The sequence below is a fragment of the Flagellimonas amoyensis genome (assembly GCF_003058265.1).
In the GTDB taxonomy this organism is placed as follows: Bacteria; Bacteroidota; Bacteroidia; order Flavobacteriales; family Flavobacteriaceae; genus Flagellimonas; species Flagellimonas amoyensis.
In genome coordinates this window covers 90,928-109,561 of the sequence record NZ_QBUK01000007.1, presented here as the reverse complement: position 1 = coordinate 109,561, position 18,634 = coordinate 90,928, and the positions used below count along the sequence as shown (strand labels likewise).

Below are 18,634 nucleotides of genomic sequence, written 5' to 3'. Positions count from 1 at the left end.
ATTGGATAATGCTAGAAACATTTTTGCATTTAAATGAAATTCAACCTCAATTTATACTAAAACACCCTTTTTACACTAATTTGAGCCAAACACCGCCTTTATTGCTTCCAAATATCCATAGCCGTGTTCAGTATCTGGTTCAAGATAACTGCCTTCACTCCACTCATTCCATGAGTTAATGGTCATTAACTTATATTGTTGAGGATGTTTATCCATGTATGATTTTGCTTTTATTAGATATTTTTTAAAATTTGTCGGGTTCACCCCTTCTTTAATATTGGGTTTATAGTCGTAAAATCTGGAATTAGTATCCCAATCAACTGCAACATGTGGGAAAAAAGGAACTGAAAATTCATTGTCCCAATCTTGCCATTTATCAACAGCCTTGTTAGCCCAATCCAAATAATTGTCAACGGGGCTAGACACATGTACAAACTGATAATTGGTTAGACTATTTATACCGAGAACCTCAATGGTGTTATTCTGTGTTTTCGCATTGTCGCCAGGAACATTGGACTTTGTGTCTGGAATATTGGACCATAGTATAGCCTGAAGATGAAGTCCCGGAAACCCTGCATTTTTAACTTTTTCCCGAAAGGAATCAAGTGCGTCTTTGGTTTCTTCTATTCCCCCAAGCCCTTGAATTAAGGTACCCAATTCGTATATTGAAAAAACAGGCTTACCATCAATTTTTAAATAAGAAGGATGTTTCATATACTTTTCAATGATCCGATCTGTGACAATATTAAAATTTTTACGGTCTACCTCTCCATTCCAAATAGTATCCATTTTATGGGAACGGCGTTTATCCCAAAGCGTTGTGGCGGCATGATTTGCCCACATAATATAAAAGTCGATTTTATCATTGTTCTTCGCCTTTAGAAATCCATCGTTGATCGTTTTCTCTAAAAAGGGTTCCTCTTCATACCAGTACCAGTCAAAAATGAAAACATTAACTCCATGGGAAACGGCAGCATCTATTTTCTTTTCCATCACTTTAGGATTGGTTTCGTCCTCATATCCCCATACTGGAACTCTTGGTTGTCTATGACCTTCGTACTTTGGTAAAGCCCTATGTATTATTTCCCATTCGCCCTCGCGGCCATCAAAAAATGTTCGCCATCTAGGTTCATTGTGATAAGCGGGCCAATAATATGCAGCAACTTTATAATCACTGTCTTTCTTTTGGGCCATGCCAAGTTGAAAGAACCCCCAATTCAGGATGATAACTAAATATAGCGCTTTTGATGTTTTCATTGTTAAACTATAATTTCCTTTCATTATGAAATAATTTATCTTAATTTTTACCGTGTCTTAATTAATTTTTGGCTCAAATATTGGGGTGATTACGCAAATATTTTACTGGTTCCTTTGTCCAGTTTAACCAAATTATCATGATTTACCTATAGCCAGGATTTTCTTCTAAATTGGGATTTTGCCCGGTACGACTCAAGCCTATAGGTAAATAGTAATTTCTTTCATCAAAAATTGGCGTTGGCGTTCCATTGACATTATTCTCGATTGTTAGAATATATTTAGCTGTTAAAACATCATAGCTTCCTTCCTCAAAAGAACTTCCGTCCAACGTAAATTGCAATCCATGAAAACCTTGGGACAATTCATTCTCAGCGACCCGCCATCTTCTTAAGTCAAAATACCTATTACCCTCAAAAGCCAATTCAACCTTTCGTTCCTTACGAACTAAATCTCGAGATATACTCGTATATAGGGGCATCCCAGCCCGTTCCCGGATTTTGTTTATAGCCCATAGAGCCTCACCATCATTGCCAAGTTCGATGGCCGCTTCGGCATAATTCAAATAAATTTCTCCTAATCTGAAAATTATGTAATCTGTATCTGAGAAATTTCTTTCCATTTGAACACTACGTTCTTCTTCGTCAAGGTACTTTAAGATCCCAAAAGGAGTTTTTCTTCCGAAGGCAACTGATTTTGTAGGAACACCTTTGTAGAAGCCTACATTTGTTGTACCCTCCGGAGTTTTAGTCTGTGCATGAAAATCAAGGTTAATCGAACCATTTAACCATGAAGTTCCTTGAGTATATACGGATGCTTTAAACCGAGGATCTTTATTTCCCCATAATTCCTCAACTGTCCATGCATAACCTGAAGCAATTTTATCTCTATCAATTATACCTGCTGTCCCATCAATATTATCAAAGGATTCAACCATTTCTAAATAAAGCGAAGAATACTGCCCTTTGCCCCATGGATGATAACTAAACGGTGCCTGCCACATATCCCAGGAATGTCCCTTCCCAGATAAACCATTGAATCGCTCGCTGAATATAACTTCACTGTTTCCTTCATCTAAAAAGAGATTTCTAAAGTTCGTAACCTTATCAGAGTCCTGGTTATAAAGCTCAAAAACGCCACTATCAATAATTTGCTTTGAGGCATCGAAACTTGCTTGCCAATATGAAGTTGACATATTCTGTGGAATTCCTACAATCCCATCAAGAGCAGGAGTTCCCCAACTTGCTATACTTCCAGCATACATAGCAACTCTACTTTTTAATGCAAGTGCGGCATGCCCAGATGGTCTACCTTCTTCTTCATCCAATAAATCTGATTCTATAGCATTGAGTTCTGACAAAATGAAATCATATATTTCCATTTCTTTGTTTCTAACCGGATAGAGTTCTTCCTCAGAATCATCCAATAAAAGAGATTTAGTGATCAAAGGAACGCCTCCATATCGTTTAACCAAATTAAAATAGGCAAATGCTCTTAAGAAACGAGCTTCGGCCGTCCGTTGTATTCTATATGAATCGGATAGACTGGAAACCTCCATTTCTTCAATAAATATGTTCAATTTCCTGATTGTCGGATACCCCCACCATTCGTATACTCCTCCATTAACAGTAATTGAGAAACCAAAGCCAAAATTTTCATCCCAAGACTTTAAAGCTTCATCTGCAATTCCATAGGCGTGTACCATTGTAAACTGATCAAAATAATCTCCATATCTAAAACCATAATCGCTTTCGAAATAAAATTTCATTTCAGCATAACATTGGTCTAGATAACTATCACTTAGAACAGGGTCTTTCCATACTGTTGCATCTGTGATTAGATCCAACGGTTCCTTTTCCAATACATCTTCACAGGAACACATAAAAATGATTGAAACAAATACTAATATTTTATAGTTTTTCATAACTAATTTTTTTTATAAAGTTAAATTTAAACCTATCGCGATAGATTTCATTTGAGGATAATAGAACCCTCCACGCCCCGATGGAGACTCTGGGTCAATTGAATATTTGACAACATCACTTACAGTAAATAAATTTGTGCCAGCTAAATACAACTTAAGAGTTTGGATTCCGGACGGTTTCAGAATTGATTCTGGAAAACTATATCCAATGGAAATAGTTCTCAACCGAACATAGTCTGAATTTTTGAGGTAGAATGTTGAAGTTGCATAATTGGAAGCTGGTCCGCCTGTCCTTGGGAACAATGCAGAAGCATCGTTGTTTTCAGGCGTCCATCTTTCATTATAGTTTAGCTCTGAATAATTTTTTTGACGTTGTAGTACTAAAGTTTGGTTGAAACCGAAACCTCCTTGAAATAGAGCATTTAAAAATGCGTTTTTATAGGATAGATCCAAATTCAGTCCAGCAATGATATTCGGAGTAGTTCCCTTTCCAATTTCAACTTGATCTCTCCAATCCAATAGGCCATCCTCATTGACATCTCGATATTTTATGTCACCTGGCGCTAACGAAGAATTGCCTTGAACTTCATCATATACATAATCGAGAGCATCAATCTCCTCTTGGCTTGTAAACAAACCTTCAGAAATATATCCAAAAGTACGATCAGTCCATTGTCCGGTTAATTTAGAAATTCGCTCCTGATCTGGATCTTCATAAACAGGCTCATCAAAATATGTCCATTTTGATCGGGATTTAGAAACATTGCCCGTAATTTTATAATTAAAGTCGCTAATATTATTTTCATAACCCAAGATTAGTTCAAAGCCCTTTGTTTCAATGGCATTTAAATTTTCTGTTGGTAACGTTGCCCCAAAAGTTGAAGGTAATGACCCGGTCCTCAATCCAGGAATTCCTTCCCGGTTCCGTTTGAACATGTCAAATTCTCCATTCAGTTTTCCATTAAATAGTGAAAAATCGACCCCTAAATTATAGGTTTTCATACTTTCCCAAGTCAAGTTAGGATTGGCCAAGCCAGTGGTTGTAATGGCTGTTGAAGGTGAAGAGCCTACAAAATAAACCCCCCCAGCTTGATATCCTGACAAATATTTAAAATTTCCCACATTGTCAAAACCGGTTTCACTGTAACTCAATCTTAATTTGAGTCTATCTATGAAGGTGATATTATCTCTAAAAAAGCCTTCCTCGGACAACCGCCAACCTAGTGAAATACTTGGAAAATAACCTGTCCTATTTTCTTTGTTAAATTTTGCGGATTCATCCACCCGCATGGCCAATTCCAGTAAATATTTTGATTTAAAAGAATAATTTAAACGCGACACAAAACTTTGGCGCCCCATTTCATCAGCTCTTCCATCACTTGTTTGAGCACTTAGCCCACCATTGAATAAATATTGGATTGCGGTAGAAGTATATCCTCCACGTCCGGCTCGAATCCATTCGTTGTAATTGTCTATAACTTCGTACAGGGCTAATGCTGAAATATCATGATTATCAGCAATTGTTGTGTTATAGCTTAATGACAACTGGCCCGTTAATTGACGGGTTCTATTGTCTGTATGGATTAAATCTGGAGCAGATTGGGAAGTATTTTGGATATAACTATCTGATTCATATACATATGTATAACTGCTGGGCAAGTATCTCCAATACTTTCCATAACCATTGTCCTTATTTATACTTACAAAAGCTCTTGCTTTCAAACCGTTTAAGACCGAATCGAAATTATAATTGAGCGCTATGCTTCCCATTAACCGTTCATTGACATTCTTATTATACCCAGTATGATCTTTGTTTACCAAAGCATGTATGCCAACTGCTCCACCAGCACCACCATAGGCAAGACTTCCATCAGGATTGGTTGGATTAAAGAATGGTTCTGTATCCCACAACTCTTGCCAAACGGTATTCCCCGGATCATCCGTAAGGCGCCATGAAAAATCTCTATCTTCCCAAATATGACTTATATCAATATTGGCACTTAAATTATCAGTAATGTTTGCATCCACATTAGATCTAAGGTTAAAACGCTTGTAATCGCCAGCATTTCCTTTAAAAATGGTTTCTTGATTGGAATATCCTAAAAATCCATAGTATTTAATTTTATCACTCCCACCTCTAACAGATAGGTTATATTGCTGAAGAGGCGCGGAGTCACGAGTGACCTCATCATACCAATTTGTATTTGGATAGTCAGGATTATTTCCTGCATAGAATATTCGAACATCTTCTTCTGAAAATCGTTGATTTTCTTCAGGCAAACCTCGATTGATATGGGCCTCTCTATGTAATTCGGCCATTTGACCAGAGCTAGCCATTTTTGGGAGAAAAGTTGGCTTTTGAAACGTCGTAGAAGTATTAAATGCAATATTGATTTTTCCTTCTTTTCCTCTTTTTGTTGTAACAAGAACAACTCCATTACCAGCCCGAGCCCCATAAATGGCTGCAGAGGCATCTTTTAAAATTGTAATGGATTCTATTTCATTGGCGTCTATATTATTGAAGTCGGTTTGAATCCCATCAACAATAATAAGTGGTGATCCAAAACCACGAATACTTAATGATGAACCATCAGATCCAGGTAATCCACTCTCTTGTTTGGTTATCAGACCAGGAAGGCGACCAGCTAATGTATTTGTGGTATTTGCTACAGGAACTACGCTAAGTTCTTCTGAATCTACTGTGGCAACCGATCCAGTCACACTTTGCCTTTTTTGAGTGCCGTAACCAACCACTACAACTTGATCTAGGCTTTCTGCTGCCTCTTGAAGGGTAAAATTTATTTCGGTCCTTGAATCAACAGCCTCTTCAATCGTAACAAAGCCTAAAAAAGAGACAATCAACACCGCATCTTCATTTGTGATATTTAAAGAGTATTTCCCTTCAAAATCTGATTGTGTTCCATTTAGTGTGCCCTTTTCTAAAATATTTGCTCCAGGCAAAATTGCCCCATCGGCCCCCGACACAATTCCAGAAACCAAGATTTCTTGAGCAATAATCATATTGCTGAAAAAGAATGAGCAAATTAGAATTACAATCTTTAATTTCAACTTATTTGCAAGATTCATAATTTAATGGTTTGTTAGTTAATAATTTGTTTGTTCAGTCTAACAAGATTATTAATCCGATGCAAGAATCCCATCCTGCACTATCCTGTATTTTTGATTGTGTCCGGGCCTTCAGAACGCTTATATAGGCTTCCCTAATAATGGATGAATTATCAGCTACTATATTAATAAAGCTCGTTTAGTTATGATAAAATTAGTAGAACATAAGGCTGTTAAAAACAAAAAGTAATAATTGACGAGATAGTAAATTGTAAAAAACTGCCAAATCATAATAACCTAAAGAATTTCTCAACTTACCAATAAATGCAAAGGGCCTGCAAACACTATCAAAAAGTATTGGAAACCTAATAAAGACATAATCATAAATTGGAAATTATTGCTTGAGAAAACCATCTTTGTGATTTTGGTAAACGACTTTCAAGAGCATGAATGATTGGAATAGGATCAATTATGTAATTTTAACATACAGATAGGATGATGAAATCCATGACTACCTGGGACTACGTGTTTTCATACATAATGAAGTACGAATCAAAAATCAAAAAGTTTAGGTTTGTAGGTAGACGTTCACTCGCGAAACTATGTTTTATAATTTAAGAAGTGATTTTTGTAGCTATTTTATCTTATGGAAAACTTGGAATTTGGTTATAAGAGATGTTTTTGATTTTTCAATTTAAAGAAGTTCCAGCAGTTCTGACTTTGGTTTGATGATTTTTTCTTCTGTACTTATCTGACAAATCCAATTTAAGGGTTAAACTTATTTATTAAGAATGTCGGATGAAGTCTTGGTCATAAATCTTTAGATTTATTTCTAATTTCTTTAAGTCCATTTTTCTGTAGAGTTTTAAGGGTTTCCTTATCATCCCTTTAGTCTCTCTCAAATTGAGTTGGTCCAACCCAGATATTTATTCTGCGCCTCGGTGGAGCGAATGGTGTTACGTATAGTTTAATTTCAAACTTCACGGTTTATTTAGAAGCTTTTCCCGCGACTAAAATTCCTAGACATTGTTTCCCAAACTAATTAGTATGGTTGCCAAAAGAATTATCACAAGACCAAGACCCAATGTTAGCATTGTTTTCTTGGAAACGCCTTTCCATTCCTTGAAGATTATGCCCCACATGGTACTGAAGAAAAGAATGAAAGAAATATGTAGGGTCCAACTGGCAAACTCAAACTCCTCACCCAGAAAAGTGGCACCCATTCCGTAAAAGAAAAATTGAAAGTACCACGTAATTCCGCCAGCTGCTGCCAGGAGATAATTTCGGGTTTTCCTGTTATTTTTTGGATCGTAGAAGTCACGATAACTGCCTTTCCGAATACTAAGGATGGCTGTCCAAATAAAGTTAGTTGCAAACCCACCCCAAAGAATCCAAACCAGGATACCATTGTTCATGAATATATCGGTTGTTCCGTATTCGACCGCTTTATCGGCAATGGGTTTCCCCGCTTGAAGCCCAAATGCAAAACATGCACTTAGAATGCCTGATATGATGGCAATTACAATTCCTTTCTTTAGATTATAATCTGGAACACTCGTCTGTTTTTCATCGTCATTCAGTTCTTTCTCTTTCAATATCCCTGCTTTTCCGGTAATACTGATCCCAAAAAGACAAATAGCCACGCCTGCCAAGGTGAACAATCCCCCTTTGGTCTGGACCAAGTCCAGTATCCTTCCGTCATAGATGGGGGGAATCAGCGTGCCGAACGCTGCTGTGAAACCGAGAGCAATCCCCATACCGAGGGACATACCCAAATACCGCATGGAAAGGCCAAAGGTTAAACCGCCTATGCCCCAAAGTACCCCAAACAGAAAAGCATACAGTTTTGCATCCCATGGAGAGGCATTGAATACTTCAAATAGGTTGGGTAAGGTCAACCATGCCACGAACATTGGGGTCAATATCCAAGCCGCGACTCCAAGAACCAACCAAGATGACTCCCATTGCCATTTTTTGATCAGCTTGAATGGCATATAAAAACTTCCGGCCGCAAAGCCTCCAATTGCGTGTAAAAACAATCCTATTAATGAACCCATTGTTTTGTTTTTTATTCAGTTTTAAGAGTTTGTTCCATTAAAAAGTAACTTCTGGTTAAGCACCCATGGGGCTTCGTCAAAACTTTGTTCAAGTGTCCTTTTGGCCCTGGTCAAATTTATGGAATCAAGAAGCATTAATTTGAAACATTCAAAGTAATAGGGCCAAATAAACCAGCATCATAGTCCTTATAGTCAGGAACTCCCGTCCAACCCCAAGTACGAAGCTCCCCCAAATCATAGAACTTCCAAATCTCATTGACCATTAAGTTGCCAACCCGTATCCTGATTTGGTTTTTACCCTTTTTCAAATAATTGGATATATTGAAATTGAATGGGGTCCACATTCGTGAACCGACCGATGTGTCATTGATGAAGACTTCTGCCACATATTTCACATCCCCTAAATCAATCGTAGCTTTATCCCATTCGGATTCCATGGTAACGGTGGTTTCATAATCCATAAATCCTGTATATTGCTCTAGACCATAGGTGTACCAGGATTTCAGTTCAGTCTTCGAGTTTTTACCAACCACAAATTTCAATGACTCTTTAGGTAGATTTTTACTGTTGGGTGTGGCAACAAAGGCCAATAGTCTATTTTCTTTGGATAAATTGGTTTTATTGTTCGAAAGAAGCTGTTTTTTTCCATCCAACCAGACTTCCCAACCATTCATTTCATCTGGAAAGATCAAGGCTTTTGAACCAATAGGTATCGTAATACGCCAATATTCAAGTTGATTTGATTTGGCGGTAGCCTCTGAGGGCTCTTTATTTATAAATGATTTGTAGCTCCAATCTGAATCGTTAAAACCAAGGCCCAATTTCTTTTGATCAATGTTTATGTCCAAAGATAGTTCCGATAAGGACGAAGTACGATAGATGGTGTCTGTCATCGGATAGCTCACCAACCAATCTTCGGTAGGAATGGTTTTTTTAATGGAATTGTCCTCCGTTACTGTATTCTGGTGGAATTTTTTACCTTCCTCATTGAATACCAACCAATAGGCCTCATAGGGTTTTAATTGGAGGGAAACCTTTTGGTAGCCTTGTTCTTCTTTTGATGGGATAGTACGGATTTTACCGGTTTCACAATCCCATATCTCCGCTACTCCCTTCCCTTCCCTTAACCAAGCATCAAAAACTTGGAGGCTGTCCGAATTGTTGGCAAACCAGTAGAAATGATCTTTATCTTTCTTACGGTGGGAGGTAAAAAGTCTCCCCGAATTTTTTATTTTTATTTGGGGGGGTACTTTTTTGTTCAAAACCTCTATCATCTCGTTCAGAGTATTTTCCGAGCGCGAAAGATCAATTACATTTGGCAACTTGATCAATTCCTCATTTTGATTTAGAATTTTTAAATCACCTATGCCATTCTCAACGGACCCTTTAGGTAAATCCCCCAAAACAATGACCAATCCACCTGCTTTGGCAAATTCCAAAATCTTGCCCATCGAAACTGTTGACATGACAAAAACAGGCGGAAGGATTATGGAAGAGAACTCGTGGTTCTTAACCGAAATTTTAGATTGCTCTTTTTTATCCAATACTTTGCCTAATTGCAAATAATGGTTATCGGCAATTAAAAAATCAATATTGTTTTTGTTCATTGTTCTCATTGCATCCGAATAAATCTGATTAACCTTAATTGCAAGGCTATCCCAATCCTCGGCTCCGTCTGAAATATGACGATTTGGATCATTTGAAAAAATCCCCTCAGAATTGGCCCATACACTTTCCTGGGGATTAAACAACAAGGCATCGGCAACCAAGCTACTTTGTCTATTCACAAATGAGGCCCTCCTGGAAAAATCAGTCCAGTTGTGCAAATAGGGCCAAAAAGGGTTATCATTGAACCAATCAGCCGGGAATGGATTGGTTTCATGTCGGCGATTTAAATTGATGCCGTGTGGGACCACATGATTTACGCCAAATGATGTAATTGAATTTATGGTCATTTTCATCATTTCAGGGGTTTGAACCCAGCCTGCGACACCCATTATCTCACTCATAAAAGGCCTATCCTCAAATTCTGAAATTGTTTGTACTTCCTTAAAGTCATGTACATCTTGGGATTTCATTAAAAGACAATCTGTGCCTGGCATCGTCGCCTTTCTGGTAACCCTCATAAAATCACCCATTGCTACGGCTTGGAACATAAGTGACTCTTCCCATAAATTTGAAATATAATACATTTCATGCTCATTCAAATAGTCTATCATGGGTGTAAAAAAGCATTCTTCATAGACATCTGATATCACTTCAAACCAATCAACACGCGCTTTTGGGTATAGCCCTTCATTATCCTTTTCGGTTAGGAGGGGAAGCCAAAGACGCATATCGCGACCTTTTATTTCCTGATATCGTATTGGAAGGTATTCCGACCAGGCCATTCGCCAACCATAATCCCCCTCATGGTCAACAAAGACCCCTGGTATAGATTTGCCCATTTCTTCCCCAAATCGTTCGGAGTATTGCTCATGGACTAGGGGTATAAAGTATTCCATTAGTTTGGGGTCGAGATAATTTACTTTGCCTCCATCATATCCCCTATGGTGTTTTTTTGTATAGGTGTAAATGACCCAATTGCCTTCAGGAACGTTCCAACTGATGTTCTTGCCTTCACCAATTAACTCCAGGGTATTTGAGTTGATTTTATTATCGATTAACTTGGCGGCCACGGCAAAATCAATAGAATCATATCTGACTGTTTGGCCACCCGCTATTTCAAACCTTTGCCAATCCAAATGTTTGGCTTCCAATTCTGGGCGTTCTTTCAGAACACGACCAGCGGCTTGACCACTTGGCCAGTCATATTCATCACAATATCCTAGGGTCAGACCTTCTTCTTTGGCAATATTCAAGGCATTTCCAAAACTGTCGAACCATATGTCCTCTAAATATTGACTGTAGGGAAGTGAAGGAAATTTGGGATTTAAACGACTCATCGAACTCCGGGGATGGGCGTAACCTGGGTTCAATCTTTGTTTAGCCATCTCTTGGGCCATGGAAGCAGGAAAATGGGTATCCCTAATGGTGTCGTTCCAAAACCAGAAGGCATGAGGTGCATAAAACATCGGGGGATCCATGAACATGGAACGAACAGTTTGGGTGTTCTCATACTTTCTTTTCCATTCGGGCAGTTGTTCCTGTTCTGAACAACCTGTGGCAACTAGAATCAAAAGGCCTATACTTAAACAAACAAAAATTACTTTCTTCATTTCTCTAAAATTTATCAATCAACTACCTTGTAAAAAAGGTAACGGGAATTCAATATATGTCTACAATTCAAAGTAGCCTTGCTTGGTTTGGTTTTTGGAAATTGAGGCTACCAACTTCCAGTAAGGCCCTGACATGGACATTTAATTTCTTCATACTACCTAAATAAATGCAATTTATTGAGCATAGGACGGATTCCTGTCATGTACTATCCTGTCCTTGACTTACACTAATAAAGAAGGAATACAAACCATATATAGTTGGAATAATGGAATATTCTTTATTGGCCGTTTGAAGTTCGCTATGAAATTATAAATAAATGGCACTGGGTAAAATCTTTTGAAGTAAAGGCTTAAACTCGTCAGGGTTCTTTCCTTGAAGTCTCACTGACATCTATAAAGGTTTTAAACTCCTTCATTTGTTTTAGATTCAAATCCTCATGGACAGATCGGTTGAGTTGCTGTTGGAAGTTCATTTTGTCCTTGGGCTATCGATGTTTGTCCTTTCCGTTAGGCTGTGGTCTTCTGACCTATTACAATAGTTTTCCAAATCGAAGTCCTTCATGTACCCGTAAAACGTTGAGGGTTTAAATGGCAGAAAAAACTTCTGGCCACAAAGCCTCCTATTGCGTGTAAAAACAATCCTAGTAAAGAACCCACTAGGCAGCTTCAAAATTTTCTCGAAGTACCTCTTTGGCCTTGTTCAAATTTATGGAATCAAAAGGTTCTATCTCTGAAGACGCTGCAGCTTCTTGGAGCTCTCGTTTATTTTTTGCTCCAGACAAGACTGTGGAAACTCCATTTTGATCCAATGTCCAACGCAATGCAGCCTGAGGCATACTTATTTTGTTGTCGCGTGTCAAAAATTTAAAGGCTTCGACCTGATCGATCCGCTTTCGTAGTTCCTCCTTGGAGTATCTAGAATTTAAAGAACCAGGAGCAAACTTGGTGGTCTCTTTGATTGTTCCGGACAAAAAGCCGTTGGCCAAGCACTCCCGTGCGAAAACGCCAACCCCAATGGCCTGCAATTGTTGGATCAATGCTTCTGCTTCCCGGTTCATCAAGCTCAGTACCACCTGCACAACATCAATCTTTTTTTCAAGTGCCCAATGTAGTGCCATATCTTTGGTTTCCGCAAAATTGGATATGGAGTGCCCAACAAATCGTACTTTCCCCTGTTCTTTAACCTGATCTATTCCTTCCCAAACATCATCATGTATCTCGGATGGGAAAAAAGGGGAGTGAAAGAACAGTACATCTATGTAATCCGTTTGCAATCGTTTTAGACTCTCTTCGACAGAATTGACCACCCTTGATTTATAAAATTGTGAAGCACCCTTGGAAATACAAGGGTTTCTTCCAAATTTTGTTGAAATACAGACTTTGTCCCTGATCCCTTTAAGTCCTTTTCCCAGAACAATTTCAGCAATGCCGTCCTGTTGGGCCGTTCCATACTGTGGCGCAGTATCAAAAAGGTTGATGCCCAGGTCCATTGCGGTATGGATAGTGTCTATTGCCTCTTTTTCGTCGACACCGCCATATACATTGTTTCCAAAGGCCCATGTGCCCAAACTGATTTCACTGATTTCCAAGTTTGTTCTGCCAAGTGTCCTATAGTTCATTCGCTTTTGTATTTTTTGATTAGTCTTTGTATTTCAATTGTAGCATTTTCAACAAATACTTTTGCAATCTGTCCACCTTTGGACGCGGTTGCCGATCTGGGGTCTTCCCCTGAAACAGCATCCAATTGCAACGTAATGGGCCTATCCTTTGGTAACACACTTAAATCGACAGTGTTTTCCGCATAATGGAGCTGTAGGGATGTTTCTCCCAACGCAGAATGATTGGCAACCAGTAAACTGTCTGGAACAATTTCGAATTCAGCAAAGGTCCAACAGAATTTGTCTGGATTCTTTTTATTGAATTCGGCAGCGACATCCTTCAGGATCTGTAAATGTGGTTCTCCGGCATGCCCTGATAATAAAACAATAATCTTTACATCTTGCTCCGCAAGTTGACCCAAATATTCCTCACAGATTGTTTTTATAAGTTGTTCGGAAAATTCGATGGAATGTTTCTTAAAGCCATGGCCTGGATAAGATTTGATAAGGTTGGCGGCCAAGTTGACCGCTGGCATCACCAAACCGCCAACTTGTTTTGCCAAATCAATGCACAGATGATGGGCTTTGATGCTGTCCAAGCCAATTGGGTTGTGTTGGCCATGATATTCAAGGGCGCCCCATGGAAGAAAGACTATGGGATTGTTTTCCAAAATGGCCTCAATTTCAGTAGGCCTCATTGCTTCATAGAACCCCCATTTTGTCATACAGCCTCTTTTTCCCAATCTTTATGGTAGATCAATGGGTTTTGTGCTTCATTGTTCAAAAGGTCACCGATGGTAAGACTATTGAAATAGTCTTCGGGCAATACATTTTTCTTTCCATTGAACACCGATCCATCGGGCATATATGCGCAAGTCATGGCTTTTCTGGTATTCGGGGTCATATTCACACCAGCGGCATGGATGGTCAATCCATTGTGGAAAGTACAACTTCCGGCCTTTATTACAGCAGGCACAGGGTTGTTTGTCCTAAACTTTGGATAGGTTCTAAATACATCGTCCATGTTGGAACCAATACCCGGTTCGGTAAATTCGGTTTCAAGTTGTGTCCCCGGCAAAAAGTACATACACCCATTTTGAAGAGTCACATCCTCCAAAGCTACCCAAATGCTGAGCGCTTCCTTATGTTCAAAAGACCAAAACGGTGTATCCAAATGCCACGCTGTTGGATTGCCCCAAGGTTGTTTGACCAATGATTGGTCATGCCAGACGCGTATGCCATCAACATCGGCCAGTTGACATGCCATTTTACCTATCCTCTTGTCCAACATCAGTTCCTTTACCTTATCGTCGGTCATCCACAAATTCACGATCTGGTCGAACACCTTGCCGAAATATTCAGCATTGTCATTGATGCCATCGGATTCCCCAGTTTTGACTTCTGAATGGGGAAATTTCCTTCCTTTCCTATTTTTGACGGCCAAATCGATGGTGTCTCTCCAATACTTTGTTTCATCAGGAGTCAGAAAGTCTTCGAGGATCAAAAATCCATTGGAGCGGTAGCTCTGAATCTGATCATTTGTTAGTGTGTAGTTCATAGTTAATTAATTTTATTGCACATAGTGCTTGGATATTCCTTCAAAAATAGGATAGTGCAGTGGGATACCTACTGGTTTAAATCTTTCTTTTTTTGTACTTTTTGATATTTTTTAATCAAATAACTATTTTTGAGGCATAAAATTTGTTTAATGCTTAAAATGAACGCATCATTTGTTCGAGAAATGAAATATTAATGTGGTAAGGAAAGAAAATGGCACGAAACTATTTTAAGTATTTAACCATTTCTCCTACGGAGCACCAATGGGGAACTTATGTGACTTCCGTCGGTTTTTCCAAGGTGGGTTCATATCATCAATATCCAGCCGAACAACACCCAGAAAGCCATCACCTAACTTGGAACAAGGGGCGCATATTGAATGATTATTATGTAGTCTTTATTTCGAAAGGAAAAGGGTTATATAGCTCAGATCTTACCCCACCTACGGAAATTGGAGCTGGGAATTGCTTTTTTCTGTTTCCGGGTGTTAGACATCGATATAAGCCAAATGCTAAATTTGGTTGGGAGGAATATTGGGTTGGTTTTAATGGTAAACAAATCCAATATTTGATGAAACAAGGGTTTTTTGATGAGCATAGTCCAATCATTGAGGTAGGTTTCAACAGTAATATTCTGACACTTTTCACCAAAATGATCGAAATTGTCAAGGCATCGCAGATTGGTTATGCACAACAGATTTCAGGTATTGCACTGCAAATTTTGGGGCTGATCAATACGAAGGCAAATCATGAAAGCCCAATGAATAGCCTGGATGAAAAACTGATTGCCAAGGCGAAACATATCATGCAGGATTCTTTTGAGCACTCCATTAGTATGGAAGCACTTTCACGTGAACTTCCCATGGGATATTCCACTTTTCGGAAAAAGTTTAAACAGATCAATGGCCATTCACCAAATCAGTACCTACTTAACTTAAGATTGGAAAGAGCCCAAAATCTATTGAATATGACTGCTTTGAACATAAGTGAGATAGGCCACCAAGTTGGGTTCGACAATGTCTTTTATTTTTCAAAATTATTCAAAAAGAAATATGGCATTTCACCAAAGAAATATAGAATGGAAAGTATCATTTATCCCCAGGAATGAATGAAGTGAAAGATTGAAAAACCTCTATAAGCTTAGGTGTTCCCTAGCCTGTTTATCAATAATACCAGAATCTGTTAGCATTGAGGCCAAATGGATTAATGCAATTTCTACAGGGCATCAAGAGTTGTGTTGCCAATTGTTATTAAGACTGGTATTCAAGTTTTATCACAAAATATAAATAATGGCACATTTACTATAATAGATCTCCAAAACCATCTTGGTAATTTCATTTTCTTAAAGAATGTAATTATGGTTTTCCCAAGTAGTTTTTGTCAAAGGTTTTTGTTTGTCCACCTAAATATTTGTGGTTTGAAATCATTTCCAGGTAAATTTCACTTGCCTAAAAATATATTGCTTTTGGTGGGATTGGTATGGCTAGCGGGAACATTGGTGGCGTACTGCCAAGTTAGCCAACCGTATCAATCCCTCCACGGAGGGAATTATTTGAAGGATAAAAATGTATATTCTCCAGATCCCTTGATAAACTATGTTTGGGATTCACCAAGTGCATCTGATTCTTTACAGATTTACTACTTGAATCCGGAAAAAATAAATTTCTATCCACCGCAATCTTTCAACCAAATTAAGGATTCTACGATTTTGATTTCAGGAAAAGGTGAAATAATGCTTGATTTTGGAAGGGTAAGTGCTGGTTGGCTGGAATTTGAATCCGATGACCTTTCGGGGGAGGTGGAAATGAGCATAAGCGAATATAATGAACCTGCGGTTTTGAATACCGGGGCTCAGAACCCAGTGAAAACTAAACGTCCTGTCAAATATGGGAATGTTTACAGGCTGGAATTAAATGATTATTTATATGAAGGTGTAAGATTCGGTTGGATCCACATAAAAAATTTCTCCAAACCTTGGCATATTAAGAACATTAGGCTTGTTTGTCAAATCAAGCCAACAAATTATGAGGGAAGTTTTATTTCAAATGATTCGACACTGAATCAAATTTGGTACACCGGTGCCTATACGGTAAAACTAAATTTATTGCAGGAATATTTTGGCGCCATTTTGATGGAACGGAGTGATAGACACTCCTGGACAGGGGACGCATACCCAGCCCAAGCCGCATCATTAGTGGCATTCGGTAACTATGATTTTGTTAAAAAGAACATCGTTTTCACCTCAAAACAAGACAATGGAATTGCGTCCTATTCCATTTATTGGGTGCTGGGACTTTTAGATTACTATCTCTATAGTGGGGACAAGGATTTTTTACTCTCCTTCATCGATAATGCCAATAATCGCTTGGAGAATGCATACAATCATTATGACAACTTACCCGATCTCCATTTTATGGGTTGGGACGAGCGACTGGGAGCGGGTTTTGAGAACCCAAATATTTTAGAGGCCCAGAACACGTATAAAATGCTTTGTTTACATGCTTGGACTAAGTTTTCGAAAGTATTGGCCGCCGTTGGGAAACATGCTTTAGCTAATAAATATGATGGTTATGTAAGTGAAAAATACAATGAGTTGGAAAGTAATGATAGACTTGTTGGCCAGTTTGGTGTGCATGCTATTTCAGAAGTGGTCAATGCAGGTTTGTTGGATTTGGAGTCCGTGGCCTCCATGTCTGATAAGTTGTTCAGTAATAGGTTGAACCGACTTTCATACTCACCTTTTAATCAAACTTTCATAATCCAAGCCATGGCCAAAGCAGGCAAAAAGGATGTAGCCTTGCAAACCATCAAGGACAGTTGGGGAGGCCAATTAGAATATGGAGGAACTACCTTTTTTGAAGTGTATCGCCCTTCGTGGAACACTATACTGGGTAATAATGATGCCCCACCGAACAACCAATGTGGTTACACAAGTTTTACCCACCCGTGGGGGGCCGGTGTTACACAATGGTTGACGGAAAATGTGTTGGGAATAAAACCGAATCAAGCGGGTTTTAAGTCCTTTACAGTATTTCCATTTCTTAGTGATGCGATATATCAATTGAAAGGAAGTTTACCAACACCCCATGGAAAAATCGAGGCTAGTTTTGACCTCAAATCTGGCAATGGCCATCTTATAGTTCCCCCTAATACCAAAGCAGACGAGGTCGTAATCCCAAAATTGGGGAACCGATTAAAGTCCATTGGTATGAATGGGAAGGAACTTTGGTCCCATAACACGAAAACCTTAAAAGAAAAGCGTGATATTGAACAGGATAAATCTTTCGTTTACTTAAAAAATCTGTATACAGGCACTTATAATCTACAATTGAAATATACTGATTTATCCGAGTCAACTTCATCCAAAGAGGAGGGTTACAACTATGAAATTGAGTCGTTTGTTCAAGATAGTATGACCTCTGGTGATTGGAAAGGGAAATATGGAAAGCATGGATTTAGGTTGCTAGGTAAGCCCATTGACGTACAGGATGGGGAGTTGCCCAATTACATTGATAGTATTCAAACAACACAAAACATAACAGTAAATTGGAATGGCAGTGATTCCCGAAACTTGGAATTGAAGGGAAATGGAACGAAAGGTAGACATTCATCCGCAATGATTACTCGAGATCCACAACCGACGGGTCAGAGCATGACTATAGATGTACATGCCAACAAAAAGTCCTCGTACAAGGTGTCACTTTATTTTTTGGATTGGGATAGAAAGAAAAGACGAAGTGCAGTCGAAGTCTTTGATTTAAATAACTTGACCCTAAGTGGTCCAGTCCAGCTAATCAAAAACTATGAAAAAGGCAAATACCTTAGTTTTATGGCCGAAGGTCCAATTCGAATTAGGATAAACCAAGTTCGAGGTGAAAATGCAGCAGTAAGCGGTATATTTTTTGACTCGACAGATTGATTTTAGACATGCTCCGATGGTTCCGGTAAACTTTACAAAGTG

10 protein-coding genes are annotated in these 18,634 nt (G+C 38.7%); 2 read left to right on the top strand and 8 right to left on the bottom strand.

Going from position 1 to position 18,634, the window contains the following annotated elements; translation table 11 throughout:
- Positions 1–75: 75 nt before the first annotated feature.
- From DB398_RS11215 to DB398_RS11180, 8 genes are all read right to left on the bottom strand, one after another.
- Entirely contained in the window at positions 76–1,281 is a 1,206-nt protein-coding gene (locus DB398_RS11215) for a glycosyltransferase WbsX family protein (RefSeq protein ID WP_199913387.1), read from the bottom strand.
- A 118-nt stretch (positions 1,282–1,399) separates the two neighbouring features.
- Positions 1,400–3,178 (bottom strand): RagB/SusD family nutrient uptake outer membrane protein, encoded by a 1,779-nt coding sequence (locus DB398_RS11210; protein WP_108424488.1) that lies wholly within the window; start codon positions 3,176–3,178, stop codon positions 1,400–1,402.
- Positions 3,179–3,190: 12 nt separating this feature from the next.
- Positions 3,191–6,265 (bottom strand): SusC/RagA family TonB-linked outer membrane protein, encoded by a 3,075-nt coding sequence (locus DB398_RS11205; RefSeq protein ID WP_108424487.1) that lies wholly within the window; start codon positions 6,263–6,265, stop codon positions 3,191–3,193.
- A 998-nt stretch (positions 6,266–7,263) separates the two neighbouring features.
- Positions 7,264–8,301 carry an L-rhamnose/proton symporter RhaT gene (locus DB398_RS11200; protein ID WP_108424486.1) on the bottom strand — a complete coding sequence of 346 codons (1,038 nt, stop codon included), beginning with the start codon at positions 8,299–8,301 and terminating at the stop codon, positions 7,264–7,266.
- A gap of 134 nt (positions 8,302–8,435) precedes the next feature.
- Positions 8,436–11,519 carry a glycosyl hydrolase gene (locus DB398_RS11195; RefSeq protein ID WP_108424485.1) on the bottom strand — a complete coding sequence of 1,028 codons (3,084 nt, stop codon included), beginning with the start codon at positions 11,517–11,519 and terminating at the stop codon, positions 8,436–8,438.
- Positions 11,520–12,175: 656 nt separating this feature from the next.
- A complete protein-coding gene (locus DB398_RS11190; protein WP_108424484.1) occupies positions 12,176–13,138 on the bottom strand; it encodes an aldo/keto reductase in 963 nt (320 codons plus the stop codon).
- Positions 13,135–13,860 (bottom strand): creatininase family protein, encoded by a 726-nt coding sequence (locus DB398_RS11185; RefSeq protein ID WP_159076408.1) that lies wholly within the window; start codon positions 13,858–13,860, stop codon positions 13,135–13,137. The genes DB398_RS11190 and DB398_RS11185 overlap by 4 nt, the downstream gene beginning before the upstream one ends.
- Entirely contained in the window at positions 13,839–14,675 is an 837-nt protein-coding gene (locus DB398_RS11180; protein ID WP_108424482.1) for a phytanoyl-CoA dioxygenase family protein, read from the bottom strand. Before DB398_RS11180 ends, DB398_RS11185 begins: the two co-directional genes overlap by 22 nt.
- Before the next feature lie 212 nt (positions 14,676–14,887).
- Here DB398_RS11180 and DB398_RS11175 point away from each other — a divergent pair, with 212 nt between their 5' ends.
- A complete protein-coding gene (locus DB398_RS11175; protein WP_108424481.1) occupies positions 14,888–15,781 on the top strand; it encodes an AraC family transcriptional regulator in 894 nt (297 codons plus the stop codon).
- A gap of 309 nt (positions 15,782–16,090) precedes the next feature.
- Positions 16,091–18,592: an alpha-L-rhamnosidase-related protein gene (locus tag DB398_RS11170; protein ID WP_159076407.1), complete on the top strand. Its 2,502-nt coding sequence runs from the start codon at positions 16,091–16,093 to the stop codon at positions 18,590–18,592.
- The last annotated feature ends 42 nt before the right edge of the window (positions 18,593–18,634 follow it).

What these genes read in the sequence shown, in the direction of transcription:
- DB398_RS11215 (WP_199913387.1), bottom strand. Translation starts at nt 1,281, where the DNA reads ATGAAAGGAAATTATAGTTTAACAATGAAAACATCAAAAGCGCTATAT.
- DB398_RS11190 (WP_108424484.1), bottom strand. Translation starts at nt 13,138, where the DNA reads ATGAACTATAGGACACTTGGCAGAACAAACTTGGAAATCAGTGAAATC.
- DB398_RS11205 (WP_108424487.1), bottom strand. Translation starts at nt 6,265, where the DNA reads ATGAATCTTGCAAATAAGTTGAAATTAAAGATTGTAATTCTAATTTGC.
- DB398_RS11200 (WP_108424486.1), bottom strand. Translation starts at nt 8,301, where the DNA reads ATGGGTTCATTAATAGGATTGTTTTTACACGCAATTGGAGGCTTTGCG.
- DB398_RS11180 (WP_108424482.1), bottom strand. Translation starts at nt 14,675, where the DNA reads ATGAACTACACACTAACAAATGATCAGATTCAGAGCTACCGCTCCAAT.
- DB398_RS11175 (WP_108424481.1), top strand. Translation starts at nt 14,888, where the DNA reads ATGGCACGAAACTATTTTAAGTATTTAACCATTTCTCCTACGGAGCAC.
- DB398_RS11210 (WP_108424488.1), bottom strand. Translation starts at nt 3,178, where the DNA reads ATGAAAAACTATAAAATATTAGTATTTGTTTCAATCATTTTTATGTGT.
- DB398_RS11195 (WP_108424485.1), bottom strand. Translation starts at nt 11,519, where the DNA reads ATGAAGAAAGTAATTTTTGTTTGTTTAAGTATAGGCCTTTTGATTCTA.